Source organism: Aeromicrobium sp. IC_218, assembly GCF_004336805.1.
GTDB lineage: Bacteria > Actinomycetota > Actinomycetes > Propionibacteriales > Nocardioidaceae > Aeromicrobium.
Genome location: NZ_SJXM01000019.1, coordinates 1 through 14612, shown reverse-complemented (window position 1 = coordinate 14612; position 14612 = coordinate 1). Strand labels below are relative to the sequence as shown.

General features: G+C 74.7%; 14 protein-coding genes. 5 read left to right on the top strand and 9 right to left on the bottom strand.

All coding sequences use genetic code 11. The annotated features are described in order from the left end of the window. Positions 1-49 precede the first annotated feature (49 nt). The gene (locus tag E0W78_RS15590; RefSeq protein WP_131404858.1) at positions 50-232 is read right to left on the bottom strand and encodes a hypothetical protein; all 183 of its coding nucleotides are present in this window, start codon (positions 230-232) and stop codon (positions 50-52) included. Then, on the bottom strand, positions 229-1092 hold the full coding sequence (locus E0W78_RS15585; protein ID WP_131404857.1) for a manganese catalase family protein: 864 nt from the start codon (positions 1090-1092) through the stop codon (positions 229-231). The genes E0W78_RS15590 and E0W78_RS15585 overlap by 4 nt, the downstream gene beginning before the upstream one ends. 257 nt (positions 1093-1349) lie before the next feature. Between E0W78_RS15585 and E0W78_RS15580 the strand changes: the two genes are divergently transcribed. Both E0W78_RS15580 and E0W78_RS15575 read left to right on the top strand, forming a co-directional pair. Next, complete coding sequence (locus E0W78_RS15580; RefSeq protein WP_165570538.1) at positions 1350-2099, top strand: sigma-70 family RNA polymerase sigma factor; 750 nt, start codon at positions 1350-1352, stop codon at positions 2097-2099. Then, positions 2096-2836 (top strand): MBL fold metallo-hydrolase, encoded by a 741-nt coding sequence (locus E0W78_RS15575; protein WP_131404855.1) that lies wholly within the window; start codon positions 2096-2098, stop codon positions 2834-2836. The genes E0W78_RS15580 and E0W78_RS15575 overlap by 4 nt, the downstream gene beginning before the upstream one ends. 6 nt (positions 2837-2842) lie before the next feature. Here the strand turns inward: E0W78_RS15575 and E0W78_RS15570 are convergent, their stop codons facing one another. Further along, positions 2843-3559 (bottom strand): hypothetical protein, encoded by a 717-nt coding sequence (locus E0W78_RS15570; RefSeq protein ID WP_131404854.1) that lies wholly within the window; start codon positions 3557-3559, stop codon positions 2843-2845. Between the two features lie 146 nt (positions 3560-3705). On the opposite strand from E0W78_RS15570, the gene E0W78_RS15565 reads away from it, so the two are divergent. From E0W78_RS15565 to E0W78_RS15555, 3 genes are all read left to right on the top strand, one after another. Further along, positions 3706-4092 carry an SPW repeat protein gene (locus E0W78_RS15565; protein ID WP_131404853.1) on the top strand — a complete coding sequence of 129 codons (387 nt, stop codon included), beginning with the start codon at positions 3706-3708 and terminating at the stop codon, positions 4090-4092. A gap of 121 nt (positions 4093-4213) precedes the next feature. Further along, complete coding sequence (locus E0W78_RS15560) at positions 4214-5194, top strand: NYN domain-containing protein (protein WP_131404852.1); 981 nt, start codon at positions 4214-4216, stop codon at positions 5192-5194. Positions 5195-5207: 13 nt separating this feature from the next. Continuing rightward, on the top strand, positions 5208-5612 hold the full coding sequence (locus E0W78_RS15555) for a PPOX class F420-dependent oxidoreductase (RefSeq protein WP_131404851.1): 405 nt from the start codon (positions 5208-5210) through the stop codon (positions 5610-5612). On the opposite strand, the gene E0W78_RS15550 is transcribed toward E0W78_RS15555, so the two are convergent. From E0W78_RS15550 to E0W78_RS15525, 6 genes are read right to left on the bottom strand one after another with little or no spacing between them, the layout of a single operon-like run. Then, on the bottom strand, positions 5566-6759 hold the full coding sequence (locus tag E0W78_RS15550; protein WP_131404850.1) for a hypothetical protein: 1194 nt from the start codon (positions 6757-6759) through the stop codon (positions 5566-5568). The two genes, E0W78_RS15555 and E0W78_RS15550, sit on opposite strands and share 47 nt — an antisense overlap. Next, a complete protein-coding gene (locus E0W78_RS15545; protein WP_131404849.1) occupies positions 6753-7823 on the bottom strand; it encodes a glycoside hydrolase family 6 protein in 1071 nt (356 codons plus the stop codon). Before E0W78_RS15545 ends, E0W78_RS15550 begins: the two co-directional genes overlap by 7 nt. Continuing rightward, on the bottom strand, positions 7820-9403 hold the full coding sequence (locus E0W78_RS15540; protein ID WP_165570537.1) for a cellulose synthase catalytic subunit: 1584 nt from the start codon (positions 9401-9403) through the stop codon (positions 7820-7822). The genes E0W78_RS15545 and E0W78_RS15540 overlap by 4 nt, the downstream gene beginning before the upstream one ends. Continuing rightward, positions 9400-12228 carry a glycosyltransferase family 39 protein gene (locus E0W78_RS15535; RefSeq protein WP_131404847.1) on the bottom strand — a complete coding sequence of 943 codons (2829 nt, stop codon included), beginning with the start codon at positions 12226-12228 and terminating at the stop codon, positions 9400-9402. The genes E0W78_RS15540 and E0W78_RS15535 overlap by 4 nt, the downstream gene beginning before the upstream one ends. Then, on the bottom strand, positions 12225-13409 hold the full coding sequence (locus tag E0W78_RS15530) for a hypothetical protein (RefSeq protein WP_131404846.1): 1185 nt from the start codon (positions 13407-13409) through the stop codon (positions 12225-12227). Before E0W78_RS15530 ends, E0W78_RS15535 begins: the two co-directional genes overlap by 4 nt. Further along, positions 13406-14578: a glycosyltransferase gene (locus tag E0W78_RS15525; protein WP_131404845.1), complete on the bottom strand. Its 1173-nt coding sequence runs from the start codon at positions 14576-14578 to the stop codon at positions 13406-13408. The genes E0W78_RS15530 and E0W78_RS15525 overlap by 4 nt, the downstream gene beginning before the upstream one ends. Positions 14579-14612: the final 34 nt, after the last annotated feature.

Genomic DNA, 14612 nt, shown 5'->3' with positions numbered 1-14612 from the left:
CGCGACCGTCGCCCTCGACGGGCCGGGACGTCTCGGTCCCTCCCGCCCTCTACCCGTGGACGCCGTGGCGTCCCCGCACGCGGACGACCGGCCGTCCGGGGTGCACCTCGTGCCACCGGTACGCGGCGCAGGCGAGCAGGAACACCGAGCCGAGCGCACCCCACGGGCCGGCGGCCAGGACGACGACCGCCAGCACCGTGCACGTGATCGCGCTGATCGTCGCGCTGCTCATGACAGCGCGTCCTTCGCCTTGTCGATCAGGCCCTTGGTCTCCTGCAGCGGGTTCGTGCCGTAGAGCCGCGGGTCGCCGGGCGCCAGCTCGGGCCACTCGCCGGTGGCCTGGATCAGCGCGGTGCGGAAGTCGCCGCGGCCGTCGGGGGCCGGGCCGGACGCCCACGAGCCCTCGGCCGCGGCCTCGCCGTCCGACGCCTGGATGAACGTGTGGCTGAACTCGTCGAACTCCTCCTCGAGCGGGAACGCCTCGGGGACGGGCAGCCCGTCCAGGCCGTCGGCCTTGAGCTCCTCGATCGCCGAGAGCCACTGCATCTGGTGCATGTGGTCGCGGGTGACCAGGAACCGGATCAGCTCCTTCACCCCGCGGTCGTCGGTCATGTGGAACAGCCGGGCGACCTGGAGCCGTCCCTGCATCTCGGCGGTGACGTTGAGCGTGAAGTCGGCCATGAGGTTGCCGCTGGCCGTGACGTACGCGCCGCTCCACGGGACGCCGTTGGAGTCGTGCGGGTAGGCGCTGCCGCCGTTGACGATGGTGTGCTGCGGGTTCTGCGCCCCGAACTCGCTCGCCTGGGTCGAGCCGGTGGTGTCGTCGGCCGACATCGGGGCGGGCTTGTCGAGGAGCTGGTCGATCATCTGCACGATCATCTCGACGTGGCTGAGCTCCTCGGTGCCGATCGCCATCAGCATGTCCTTGTACTTGCCGGGCAGCCGGGTGTTCCAGCCCTGGTAGAGGTACTGGAGGGCGACGGTCATCTCGCCCCACTTGCCGCCGAGGACCTCCTGGAACCTCATCGCGAACGCGGGGTCCGGAGCGTCCGGCCTCGACGTGAACTGCAGGGCCTTCTGGTGCGTGAACATGGGTGCCTCCTGGCGCGGTGCGGGTCTGGGATGCCCGCCGGGTGCCCCGTCCAGGTGACGTGTCACACGTCGTCGCCGTCTCGTCGCGAGGTGTTCACGACCACCGTCGCCCGGCTCGCGCGAGCCCGTCAGTACCCGTTCTCGTGGGGCGGTAACACGGACCCGCCGCCGGTCCCACGATGAGGAACCCGGGATGCACGTCCCGCGATGCCGACGTCCGATGGGAGGACACCCACTCCGCCCACCAGGGAGCCCCGATGACCCGTCGGCTCACGTCTGACCGCACCAGCCAGCACGACGTCCACGAGCTGCTCGGCGTCGAGCGCGCCGGGTCGGTCGAGCGGCAGGCGGCCGAGAACGACGTCGTCGGCCGGCACCTCCGGCTCGCCGCCGCCCTCGCCCGCCGCTACCGCGGCCGCGGCGTCGACGAGGAGGACCTGTTCCAGGTCGCGTCGCTGGCGCTGGTGACCGCGGCCCGGCGCTACGACGAGACGCGGGGCGACTTCGCCTCGTTCGCGACCGCGACCGTGCTGGGCGAGCTGAAGAAGCACTTCCGTGACCTGGGCTGGACCGTGCGTCCGCCGCGGCGCATCCAGACCCTGCAGGCCACGATCGCGGCCACCGACGCGCGGGCGTGGGACGACGCCGGCACCGGCCGGGCCACGGAGCTCGCCGCTCGCCTCGGCCAGCCCGTCGCGGACGTCCTGGAGGCCCTCCAGGCGCGCGGGTGCTTCCACCCGGACTCCCTGGACGCGTCCGAGGGCGAGCCGGTGCTCGGGAGCGTGGACGACCGGTTCGACCGGGTCGACGAGTGGGTGTCGGTCACCCACCTGTGCCGCGAGCTCGACGACGACGACCGGACGCTGCTGCGGATGCGCTTCTTCGAGGACCTCAACCAGCGCGAGATCGCCCGCCAGCTGGGCCACAACCCGATGTGGGTGTCACGCCGGCTCGCCGCCCTGCTCGACCGGCTCCGCAGCGAGGTCGTCGTCCGGGAGGCCGCGTGAGCGCGCAGGAGATCCTGCCCGGCATCCACCGCATCGCCCATGCGGCCACCTGCTGCTACCTCGTGCAGCGCGGCGACACCCTCGTGCTCGTCGACGCCTGCCTGCCGCGCAGCCGGCCACGGATCGAGGCCGCGCTGCGGTCGCTGGGCGCCGGCTGGCGCGACGTGGACGCCGTGGTGCTCACCCACGGCCACTTCGACCACCTCGGCGACCTGGGCAACGTCCAGCGCGAGCACGACGTCCCCGTGCTCGCCGCGCTGGGCGACGTGCGCATCACCGAGCACCCGTACCGCTACCGGCCCGGCGTGAACCGGCTGGCGTTCATCGCCACCCACCCGGGCGGCTGGCCCTACCAGGCGCAGATGATCGCGAACGGAGCGCTCAAGGTGCCCGGCGTCGGGCACGTCGAGGCGCTGCCGGAGGGACCGCTCGCGGTGATGCCGGAGCTGCACGTGCTGCCGACGCCCGGCCACACCGACGGCCACGTCGCGCTGCACCACGTCGCGGCGTCCGCCGTGCTCACCGGCGACGCGCTGGTCACGCTCGACCCGTACACCGGACGACGGGGCCCGCGGGTCGTCGCCCGGCCCGGCACCCGACGTCCCGGCCAGGCCCGCGAGTCGCTCGCCGCCATCGCCGCTACCGAGGCGGACGTCGTGCTGCCCGGGCACGGCGAGCCCTGGACTCAGGGCGCCCGGCGGGCCGCCGAGCTCGCGGCCGCCGAGCCCATCGGCTGACCGGCCTCAGGAGGACCGTTGCCGGCCGACAGAAGTTGGGGCGAGTTCCGAAGCCACCATTCGCCCGACTTCGCCCAGCACTCCATTGGCGCTCGCGGAACTGATCGCCTCCCAGATGACTTCAATCGCCGAAGCTATCCGTTCGTTCTGAGCTGACCGCAGGGAATCCCAGGCGGACTGATCGGCGGGACGTTCCAGCGCGTTTCCCATCAAGTTGCTCACATGCGGATCATCACGCGCTGCATTCTCAACGTCCCCCCAGGCATGTGCGGGATCGAAGACCTGCGGACTTCGGGCAAGTGAGTCGAGATAGAAGAAGCGTCCTGAACGCCCGTAGAGATCAAGTACTCGAATCAAGGGAGGCACGACGACGTTGCTTGCGATGGCGCCAACCTTCGCCCGGACAAACGGTGAAGCGTCACCAGCCCGTCGGACAAGCTCAGGGAGCAGACGGTGGTGCATCGCGGCAATCCCATGGCCCCAATCCTTCATCGCAGCCTTTGCCGGCCACGACCCCTCGTCGTCGAGGACGATCAGCCCCAACGCCAACTTGTGGAGCTTCTCCATTCCAATCGAAAGCATCGTGAGCACGGGATCTCTTGTCGTATCCCAGAACGGCGCGTCTCTCACCACGTAGGAGCCGTAGCCCAGAAGGTTGCGAGTGGAGGTGCACTCGGCGATAAGCGCGAAGCCCTGTTCGTTACTTAGCGACCCCAACGGCATGACAGGACTCTAGGTCCGCCGTCCCCTTAGATCAGAGTTTCCCGCCGAGCTCGCGGCCGCGGAGCCCATCGGCTGACCGGCCGCGTTTCGCGACGAGCGACCCGGGTACCCGCGGGTCACTGATCCATCCGACGAGAGGAAGCACCGTGCGCGTCATCGACAGCAGGACCCACACGATCATCGGGCTGGTGGTCGGCGTCGTCCTGATCGTCGCCCCCTGGTTGCTGACCTTCGCCGACGAGAGCGACGCGGCCACCTGGTCGGCCGTCGGCGTCGGCGTGTTCATCGTGCTCAACGAACTCATCACCACCAGCCCGGCCAGCCCGGTGAAGCTGGTGCCGATGAGCGTCCACCTGATCCTGGACATGGTCACCGGCGTGTTCCTGGCCCTGACCCCGTGGTTCTTCGGCTTCGCCGACGAGGACTGGTTCGTATGGGTGCCGCACGTCGTCGTGGGCATCCTGGTCGCCGGGTACGCGCTGATGACCCGGGCGGACGAGCCGGCGATCACCGGCCCGCGCACGCCCGCCTGACGCGCCCGCGCCGTCACGGCACCACCACCGGCGTCCGCACCCGACCGGGGCGGACGCCGGTGGTGTGCCCGGGCTCCGGGTGCGCCAGACTGGAGGTTCCACGACCGAGGAGCATCTCTACATGACCGAGCCGGGAGACACCCGCGTCGCCGTCTACATCGACTTCGACAACATCGTCATCTCGCGCTACGACCAGGTCCACGGACGTCATCAGTGGTCGCGCGACAAGAACAAGGGCTTCGACGCCGGCGCCCGCGAGGCCGACCCGGCCGTCGCCGACAAGCTGCGCCGCGCGACCGTCGACGTGGGCGCGATCATCGACTTCGCCTCGTCCTTCGGCACCCTCGTGCTGACGCGGGCGTACGCCGACTGGTCCGCGCCGGTCAACGCTGACTACCGCCACCAGCTGGTCAGCCGCGCCGTCGACCTCGTGCAGCTGTTCCCGGCCGCCGCGTACGGCAAGAACGGCGCCGACATCCGCCTGGCCGTCGACGCGGTCGAGGACATGTTCCGCCTGCCCGACCTCACCCACGTCGTGATCGTCGCCGGCGACTCGGACTACATCGCGCTCGCGCAGCGCTGCAAGCGCCTGGGCCGCTACGTGGTCGGCGTCGGTGTCGCCGGCTCCACCAGCAAGTCGCTGGCCGCGGCGTGCGACGAGCTGGTCACGTACGACGCCCTGCCGGGCGTCACCCCGCCGGAGGAGGCGGCCGAGCCCGAGACCCGCGAGCCGCGCAGCCGCAGCGCCAAGGGCGCCAACCCGGCCGTCCAGGACGAGACGTCGCCCGCGGTGGCCGACGACACGTCCGACGAGGGCGAGACCCAGGAGACCGCGACCCGACTGCTCGAGCGCGCCCTGCGCCTCGGGCACGAGAAGGACGACGCGGAGTGGCTGCACGCCTCGCAGGTCAAGACGCAGATGAAGCGCATGGACCCGTCGTTCAGCGAGAAGGCGCTCGGCTACCGCTCGTTCTCGGACTTCATCAAGTCGCGTGAGCAGGTCGCCGAGATCGACGAGTCGAGCACCGCCCGCCTCGTCCGCCTGACGCCGTCGCTGGCCGACACGCGGCGGGTCCTCTTCGCCGCTCCCCCGACGGCCTGAGCGAGCGATCGACGTGACCCGCGGCATCGAACGACTGACCGACGACGCGCACGCGTTCCTGACCGAGTACCACCTCGCGACGTTGACGACGCTGCGCCAGGACGGGCGTCCGCACGTCGTCCCGGTGGGGTTCACCTACGCCGACGGCGTCGTGCGCGTCATCACGAGTGGCACGAGCCAGAAGGCGCTCAACGTCGCCCGGGCCGGCCACGCCACGGTCTGCCAGGTCGACCGCGCCCGCTGGCTGACGCTGGGCGGCCCGGCGCGCGTGCTGGACGACCCGGAGTCGGTCGCCGACGCCGAGGCGCGGTACGCCGAGCGCTACCGGCCCCCGCGGGAGAACCCGCAGCGGGTCGTGCTCGAGGTGACCGTCACCGACGTGATGGGCCAGGCGGGCCTGCTGCACCCGCGTCGCTGAGCGACGCCACCGCCGCCCGCAGCGCGTCCACGTCGAGCACACCGTCGCCCGCGGTGGCGGTGACGTGGACGCCGGCCGGAGTCGGCACGAAGCACACCGTGACGGCCTCGGGGCCGGCGGGACGCCCCGCCACGACGAACGCGACCTCGTCCGTGCTGCGCCACGGCAGCCCCCGCAGGTCGAGCCGCCCCTGGTGGCTCAGCGTCACGTCCGCCCGAGGCGGCGAGCCGGCGGTGGCCGGGGCCCGGCCGGGGCCGGTGAGCAGGTTGCGGGCGGTGAGCGCCCCCAGCAGCACCAACGGGGTGCCGTCGGACGCGGCCCGGGCCACCGCGGTGCCCAGCGCGATCGGGTCGGTGGCGTCGACCTCGAGGTAGGGCCCGGTGGCGAAGTTGCCCGAGACCGGCCGGTCGCCGGGCAGGTGACGGCGGCAGTCCATCATCACGCGCACGCCCGGACCCACCGGCAGGTGCTCGGCGAGCGCCTGCGCGGTGCGGGCCATGAGCACCGACGCGGTCGACGTGCCCGGCGCGTGCTCGTCGCGCCAGGCCCGCAGCCCCTCGAGCGCCGTCGTGGGGACGCGCGCGGAGACGAGCCGCACCGTGCCGAGGTCGGCGGACCCGTGCGGGCGGTCGTCCGGCGGCGAGAGCGGCAGGGCGCCGCGGACCGCGCGCACCGCGCGACGGGGGTGGCGGGCGAGCGCGAGCCCGGCCCGCAGCAGCGGGGTGCGCGCGGACGGCGCATCGGGCGGCGGGACGTCGTCGCCGAGCAGCCAGCGGAACCAGGCGTTCGCCGTGGCCCCGTCGGCGAGGACGTGCGCGACGTCCATGCCGGCCGCGCGGGGCGCGAGCACGAGCCGCAGCGGGAGCTCCTCGCGCGGGGCGGCGACGAGGCGCTCGGCGAGGGCGTCGGCGTCGACGTCCTCCGGCACCTCGACCACGAGGTCCTGCAGGTGCGTCTCGAGGTCGGTGGCCGGCACGAGGCGGTGACCGTCCAGGCGGCACAGCAGCGGGTGGCCGGGTGCGCGACGGGCGAGGTCACGCAGCCGGTCGCGCACCGTCGCGGCGTCCGGCACGTGCAGCGGCCCGGCGGCGCGGGCGGTGCGGAACCGCGCCCAGGTGCGGTCGCGCACCGGCACCCGGGTCACCACCCGGCCGCCTCGGCCAGGCGGTCGGCCTGCTCGGGGAACGGCTCGCCGGCCGGCGGCTGGCCCTCCCCGCAGCTGCCGTCGGACTCGCCCGGCGGCTTCACCCAGAGGAACGCGTCGACGAGCTCGCGCGGAGCGGACGTCGGCCGCTCCCCCAGCGCGGCGCCCTCGGGGTTGCACCAGGTGTCCTGCGGACCGTTGCCGTTGCGTGCGGTGTCGACGACGAACGGCTTCCAGCCGACGGTCGGGCTGATCGCGCGGCCGTAGGCGACCTCGTCGTCGGTGCGGCCGAAGCCGGAGACGTTCACCGAGAACCCGCGGGCGGCCGCGACCCCCGCGTCGGCCAGCCGCTCGGCCATGACGTCGGGCTCCACCCAGTCGCTGTGGCCGGCGTCGAGGTACACCGCGGTCGAGGGCACCCGGGACAGGGCGGACGTCGCCGCGCGCAGCAGCTCGAGCCGCTCGCGCCGGCGGTCGGCGGGCAGCCGGCCGAGGAAGGCGAGGGCGTCGGGCTCGAGCACGACGGCGACACCCGGACCGTCCTCGGGGCGCCCGTCACGCAGGCCGTCGGCCACCGCCTGCGTCCAGGCGGCGTACTGCTCGCCGGACTCGGCGCCGCCGCCGGACTCCCCGCCGCAGTCGCGCAGCGGGACGCCGTAGACGACCAGCGTCGCGACCCCGCGGTCGTCGGCCGCCGCGCGGACGGTGCGGGCGACGTCCTGACGCACCTGCGCCGCGGGCTGCGCCGGATCGGTGAGCCACACCCCGTGCGGCTGGTCGAGCACCCGCTGCACCCGGTCACGGTCGACGTCGGCGTCGTCCGCGACCGGCGCGGCCGGCGGGCCCCACGGCTCGGCGTCGTCGAACGGCGAGTCCGGCGAGGCCGGGCTCAGGTCGTCCTCGAACGAGCCCGGCTCGTCCATCTCGTCGGCGGCGTCCACGCACGCCGCGTCCGGGGTGCGGGTGGCGCTCGGCGAGGACGCGCCCTCCTCGTCCGCGCCGCTGCACGCCGACACGACGAGCAGCGTGGCGACCAACGGGCCGACGAGGCGTCGGGCCCGGCTCACGGCGCGGGCACCAGGCGGCCGACGACGTCTTCGTCGTGCGGACGCCCGTCCGAGCTGCCCCAGCGCGACTCGCCCGGGGCCACCGTGGCGGCGCGACGCTCGAGGAAGCTCGGGCGCAGCGCCCACGAGATGCCGGTGCCGATGACGAGCACGTGCAGCAGGCAGAACGCGACGTTGTTGAGCATGCCGGCGTCGCGGCTCTGGGCCAGGCCCCAGCCGGCCGTGCCGAGCAGGGCCAGGCAGAGCAGCAGGCCGGGCCAGACCGACAGCGGCTGCCACAGGCCGGCACCGTCCTTGGGGGTGACGACGAAGCGGCCCTTGCGGCGGGTCAGCACCTGCAGCGACGCGACGACGTGGATCCAGCAGGACGCGGACGCCAGCGCGAACGCCGAGAACGCGTACGTGCCGGCGCCGCCGACCGCCACCGTGGCGATGGACAGCACGAAGTAGGGCGCGAAGTGCAGCAGGAACGAGTCGGCGCTCGCGGCGGCGACGGCCTGCTCCCCAGTGAGGATGCGCACGATCGGCAGCGACACGTAGACCAGGACGGTCCAGCCGCTGAGGAAGTACATGCTCGACAGCACGTACTGGAGGCGCGTGCGCCAGGGCAGCCGCGCGGTCAGGCCGCGGCCTAGCGCCGACAGGCAGCCGCGCGCCCAGCGCAGCTGCTGGCCGACGTACGCCGACATGTCCTCGGGGCCCAGGCCCTGGACGAGCACCTCCGGGACGTACTCCGAGCGCCAGCCGCGCTGGTGCAGCCGCAGCGACAGCTCGAAGTCCTCGGTGACGGAGTCCTGCGGGAAGCCGCCGACGTCGTCGAGGGCGGAGCGGCGGAACAGCACGTTGGTGCCGCAGCAGAACATCGCCCCCAGGTCGGCCTTGCCGCGCGCGATGGAGCCGAAGAACAGCGCCTGCTGCGACCAGGCGGCCGCGGCGACCGGGTTGCGGTCGGCGTTGGCGTAGTACTGCGGCGTCTGGACGAACGCGACGCGCTCGTCGGCCAGGTGGCCCATGGTGCGGCGCAGCAGCTCGGGGTGCGGCACGTGGTCGCAGTCCAGGACCAGCACGAGCTCGCCGTCGACCAGGCCCAGCGCGTGGTTGATGTTGCCCGCCTTGGCGCCGGCGTGCTCCGCGCGGGTCACGTAGTGGACGCCGTGGCGGGCGGCGAGGGCCGCCATCGCGGGGTCGTCGCCGTCGTCGAGCAGGTGCACGCGGACGTCGGCTCCCCGCAGCGCGGTGGCTGCGGCGACGACCGGCTCGACGACCGAGGCCGGCTCGTCGTAGCGCGGCACCAGGACGTCCACGGTCGTCCATCGGGCCGGCGGCACGGCCCGGCGGCTCGGGCGGTCGTGCAGCAGCGTCCACCAGAACCCGAGGGCCTGGACGACGTTGAACACCTCGGCGACGACCAGCAGGCCGTACAGCCACGGGTTCCCGATGCGTCCGGGCACCAGGAGCCAGGAGAAGTACCAGGCCGAGGCGGTCAGGGCGAGCGCGACGAGCAGCTGCACGCGGCGCCGGTTCGGCGGGTGGAGGACCGCGGCCGTCGTGGCGGCGGTCGGGGCGGGAGCGAGGGTCACTGCGCGACCTCCTTGTCGTGGGTCAGCTGCCAGACGGTCACGTTGGCCACCTCGTGGGTCTCGGCGCGGGTCCATCCCTGCTGCTCGAGCTGGGCGAGCGTCTGGCCGACCTGGGCCGACGTGCCCTGCTCGTCCAGGAAGCTGGCGAAGACGAAGATCGAGTCGTCGTCGCCGAGCGTCCGGGGCAGGCCCATGCCCGGCGTGCCGGGCTCCAGGCTGGCGGTGGACTCGGCCCGGATGCCGGCCGAGTAGTACGCGAGCTCGTCCTCCAGGAAGGCCGGGGCGTAGAGCATGAGGTCGCCCGGCTCGGCGGTCCGCTCGACCCACGACACGGCGCCGCGGAAGTCGTAGGTGCGCGGGTTGGACTGGTTGACCTGCTGGTCGGCCAGGCCGGCCAGCAGCGACACCACGACGACGCCGGGCAGCACGAGCCGGCTCACCGGCCCGCGGGCCCAGGTCGCGACCAGGCGCGAGACGAGCAAGAGCAGCACGGGCACGGTGCTGGTGAAGTACCGCAGCTCGAAGAGCTGGCGGCGCTCGAACCCGATGCCGAACAGCACCACCACGGGGACGACGGCCGCCGCGACGAGCACGCCGACGGGGATCGACCGGCCGCGGCCGAGGGCGGCCAGGCAGAGCAGCAGCAGGACCGGCCACAGCGCGCTCGCCTGCACCATGAGCTCGTCGGCGTGGTAGCCCCACAGCGACCAGATGGTGTTCGCGAGCACGGCGTAGACGTCGGGGCTGTCGCTCACGACCTCGGACGCGCCGACGCCGGTCTGGCCCGGTGTCGTGGACGAGGCGGACATGACGCTGCGGGCCTGCGCCAGCAGGAACGGGACCAGCGGGGCGAACAGCGCGAGCGAGACCAGGCCGGAGACGATCCAGCGCGGCGCGAGGCGGCGCAGGTCGGCCCGGAACAGGCAGGCCAGGAACAGGGCGTGCTGCACGAGCACCGGCAGCACCGCGAACCACTGGAGGTAGACCAGCGCGGTGCTCGACAGGACGAAGACCGTCCAGTCGCGCCACCGGCCGCGTCCGCCGTCGCGGACGTCGCGCAGGATGCGCACCTGCATCCACAGCGCGACCGTCGTGGCCAGCATCCACAGCGAGTACATGCGCGCTTCCTGGGCGTACCAGACCGCCACCGGGGCGACGGCCACGACGAGCGCGGCGACGACGCCGGTGCGGCGGTCCCACAGGTCGCGGCCCATGGCCCAGAAGACGGCGATCAGCGCGACGCCGGCGGTGAGGCTCGGCAGCCGGACGACCAGCTCGGACGTGCTGCCGGTCAGCTGGACGACGGCCCACAGCAGCAGGTTGAACCCGGGCGGGTGGACGTCGTTCTCGCGCAGGTCCACGAGCATGGTGCCGATCGGCTGCTGGACCTGGCGGATGGAGATCGCCTCGTCCAGCCAGATCGACCGGGTCACCATGAGCCGCAGGACGGTGCCGACCACCAGGGCGACCAGCAGCGGCCAGCCGTCGCGCAGCCGGTCGCCGAGCGTGCGGTGCGGGCGACGGTGCGCGGACGGGGCCGTCTGCTCGGGCTCGTCCGCCGGCTCGGTGACCGGGCGGCTCGGCACGACGTCCGTCGCGGACCGCGCGACGACCGGCGTGCGGACCGGGACCAGCACGGTCGCCGCGGCGCAGGTCACCAGGAACAGCCCGGAGGCGGCCGCGGTGGCGCGGACGACGTCGGCGACGTCACCGGCCTGCAGCAGCAGCGCGAGCTGGACGACGACGGCCAGGCCGGCCAGGGCGGCGGCCACCGGGCTGCGTCCGGTCATGCAGAGCCGGGCAGCGAGCACCTTGGCCACGCCGAGCGCGGCCATCGCGGCGACGTAGCCCGTCGCGTACGGGCCGACCTCGGCGTACCGCTCCCCCAGCACCTGCGCGTACAGCGAGGCGGGCACGAGCGCCACGACGGCAACCAGGGCGAGCGACACCGCGGTGGCCGCGCCCAGCGCCACGAGCAGCGACCCGCGCGAGGACGTGTCGCCCCCGCTGGGCAGGAGGACCATGGGGATCGTGGCGGTGGCGAAGTAGGCGGCGCCGCCGATCGTGGCGACGGCGGCCACGAAGCCGGCCTCGTCGCCGGCGAGCAGCCGGTTCGCGACGATCACGTCCTGCGCGGCCATGACGGCGACGAGCAGGAAGGCGACGGTCACCGCGGCGGACGTGCGGGCGTGACCGGTCCGCACCGTGGCGGCGTCGGCGCCGCGTCCGGCGAGCAGGGCGACGAGCAGCGAGAGGTAGCCCGCGGCCACGACGCCGGCGGCGGCGCCGACCGGGCCGAGGACGGGCGCCAGGGCCAGGCCGACCGCGCCGCGCACGAGCGGCTCGGTGACCAGCGCCGCGGCGGTGCCGCCGGCGCGGCCGAGGCCGTAGAGCCGGCCGCGGGCCAGCGCCAGCAGCGTGGCCGACGGGGCCGACCAGGCGAGCAGCAGGACGAACGCCGGGGACAGGCCCAGCGCGTCCGACAGCAGCGGTGTGGCCAGGACGCCGGCCACCGTGACGGCGAGGCCGGCCATGGCGGCGCGGTCGCGCAGGCGTCCGTGCAGGTCGGGGTCGAGCGCGGTGGCCGCGGTGACGCTGGACGCGACGGTGTGCAGCAGCACGTAGCCGGCCAGGAACGCGGTCAGCTCGGCGTACTCGCCGGGCAGCAGCACCCGGGCCAGCAGCACGCTGACCACGAGGTTGCCGGCGCCGGCCGCGAGCTGACCCAGGAGCGCCACCGACTGGCGGCGGGTCGCGGTGCGGACGCCCGAGGGTGCCGGGGCGTGGGCGCGCGGGCGGACGCGGGACTCGGTGACGGCGGTCATCGCGTCACCCCCGGCGGGCGCAGGCCGCTCGGGGCGGGCCGGCCCTCGACCCCGGGGGCGGACGTCGTGGTGGAGGCGCCCTGGGCCGCGGGGTGGGCGGCGGCGTCGCCCTCGCTGACCAGCAGCGTGAGCAGGTCCAGGACGTCGCCGGCCGCGGCGACGTGGCGACGGGCGGCCGAGTGCACCGAGCCGGCCCGTCCGGCCGCGGTCTCGACGGCGAGGTCGACGCCGCCGGGCAGCTCGTCGGCAGCGCCGACGAGCGGGATCTCCAGCTCGCGAGCGGCGGCCCGGCCCCGGGCGTCGACGGCCCAGCCCAGCACCGGGACGGCCGCCGCGGCGGCGGCCATCATCGTGCGCGGGTCGCCGCAGAGGGCGAAGCCGCTGCGGCCCAGCTCGTCGCGGCGCGTCGAGAGCGTCGTCGCAGCCGGCTCGACCGTGGCGGGAGCGCCGGTGGCCGTGAGGGCGGCCGCGACGGCGTCGGCGGCGTCGAGGTCGTCGCCGGCGCTCTCGCCCCGGCGGCGGGCCTGCACGACCACGTCGCCGGCGGACGGACGCTGGGCGCGCACGGCGTCCAGCACGGGCCGCAGCAGGGTCGCGAGGGCGGCGGCTCCCCCGGCGGCGGACAGCTCGTCGCTGCCCACGGGCAGCCGGACGGGTCCGTGCGGGGCGGGCGGCGGCGGAGGTGCCTGGAGGTCGAGCCACGCCAGGTCGGGACCGACCCGGAACGGCGGCGGGACACCGACCGACGCGACGTGCGCGGCGGAGGCGTCCGAGTCGAGCACCGTCAGCGCACTGCCCAGCACGGTCTGGCGCACGAGTCGTCCGCCACGGCCGGTGGTCTCGCCCGCGCCCACGCCCACGAGGGCGACGCGCTTGCCGGCGAGCCGGTAGGCGGTGGCGACGGAGTAGACGGCCGACAACCCCAGCGTCTCGGTGCCGGCGTCGGCCTGGAGCGGCCGGCCGCCGAGCACGACGAGCGTGTCGACGGTGGTCATGAGGCGCAGCAGCGACGCGGAGGTGGCCGGGACGACCGGCAGGTCGACGGCCCGGGACGTGCGATCGGGGTCGGCGGTCGCGGCGACGACGTTCGCCGGGAACAGCGCGCGGGCGACCGCGCCCAGCGCGGCGTCGTCGGCGACGTCGCGGCGGCGGGCGGTCTGCAGGACGAGCACGGCGCTCATCGGGTCCTCCCCTCGTAGACGGCCAGGTGGCGGCGGGCGACGGCGGGCCACGTGCGGTCGGCGGCCATCGCCCCGACCTCGGCCCGGACGGCGGCCAGTGCCTGCGGGCTCGCGGCCAGCGTCCGGAGCCGGTCGGCCCAGGCGGACGGGCCGTCGGCGACGGTCAGCTCGGGGCTGGCCCCGACGACCTCGCCGAGCCGGCGCGAGAGCAGCACCGGCGTGCGGTGGGCGAGCGCGAGCGCCAGCGGTCCGCTGGACGCGTGCGGCTCGGGGTAGCACTGGAGCGCGACGTCCGCAGCGCGGAACCAGTCGGCGACCTGGTCGTCGGGCACGTAGCCGGTGAAGCTGCTCGTCGCGCCCCAGCGGCGCTTGAGCCGGTCGGCGTAGTCGTCGCCCTGGGCGGCGAGCCGCGGGTGGGCCCCGCCGGCCACGACCACGTGCACGGGCGCTCCGGCCAGCTCGCCGGCCTCCAGCGCGGTCTCCAGGCCCTTGTAGGGCGCGACGAACCCGAAGCACAGCGCCACGAAGTCGTCGGCCGGCACACCGAGCCGGCGACGGACGTCGGCCGGGGTCTCGGACGTCTCGCCCGGCACCTCGATGCCGTGCGGCACGACCACCGCGCCGCGGACGACCTCGCGGAAGGACGGCTCGTGGACGAGCACGGTGTCGGCGAGCCGCGGCAGCGCGCGCTGGACCGCGGCGATCGCGGCCCGGGCGGCGAACGGCGGCACGGCGACCCGGTGCATGGCGGTGTAGTCCGACGTCACCGCCGACGGACGCACCACCTGGTGCATCGTGATGGTGGTCGGCGGGCCGGACGCCTTGTGACGGGCGAGCGCCGCCATCGTGGCGGGCAGGCCGGACGCGCCGGAGTACAGGAACAGCTCGTGCTGCAGGTGCACGTGGTGCGGCTCGGTGGCGCGGGCGGCGGCGAGGGCCTGCGGCACGGCGCGGGGGTGGCCGCTGCGGAACGCGCGGCGCACCTCGACCGGGCCGTCGTGCCCGGACTCGGGCTCGCCGGGCACCTCGGGCGCGACGACGCAGACGCGGGCGCCGGCGTCGCTCAGCGCATGGGCGAGGTTGGCGGTGTACGAGGCCACGCCGCTCTCCCCGTCGTGGCGGGTGCCGAGGCGCGGGTAGGGGCTGATCAGGGTGACGTCAGGACGCATGGACGGTTCCCTCCTGGGCGGCCGGCGCGGGGCC

Excerpts from the sequence above, each read along its gene's own strand:
- E0W78_RS15590 (WP_131404858.1), bottom strand. The coding sequence starts at position 232 with ATGAGCAGCGCGACGATCAGCGCGATCACGTGCACGGTGCTGGCGGTC.
- E0W78_RS15585 (WP_131404857.1), bottom strand. The coding sequence starts at position 1,092 with ATGTTCACGCACCAGAAGGCCCTGCAGTTCACGTCGAGGCCGGACGCT.
- E0W78_RS15580 (WP_165570538.1), top strand. The coding sequence starts at position 1,350 with ATGACCCGTCGGCTCACGTCTGACCGCACCAGCCAGCACGACGTCCAC.
- E0W78_RS15570 (WP_131404854.1), bottom strand. The coding sequence starts at position 3,559 with ATGCCGTTGGGGTCGCTAAGTAACGAACAGGGCTTCGCGCTTATCGCC.
- E0W78_RS15560 (WP_131404852.1), top strand. The coding sequence starts at position 4,214 with ATGACCGAGCCGGGAGACACCCGCGTCGCCGTCTACATCGACTTCGAC.
- E0W78_RS15535 (WP_131404847.1), bottom strand. The coding sequence starts at position 12,228 with ATGACCGCCGTCACCGAGTCCCGCGTCCGCCCGCGCGCCCACGCCCCG.
- E0W78_RS15530 (WP_131404846.1), bottom strand. The coding sequence starts at position 13,409 with ATGAGCGCCGTGCTCGTCCTGCAGACCGCCCGCCGCCGCGACGTCGCC.
- E0W78_RS15525 (WP_131404845.1), bottom strand. The coding sequence starts at position 14,578 with ATGCGTCCTGACGTCACCCTGATCAGCCCCTACCCGCGCCTCGGCACC.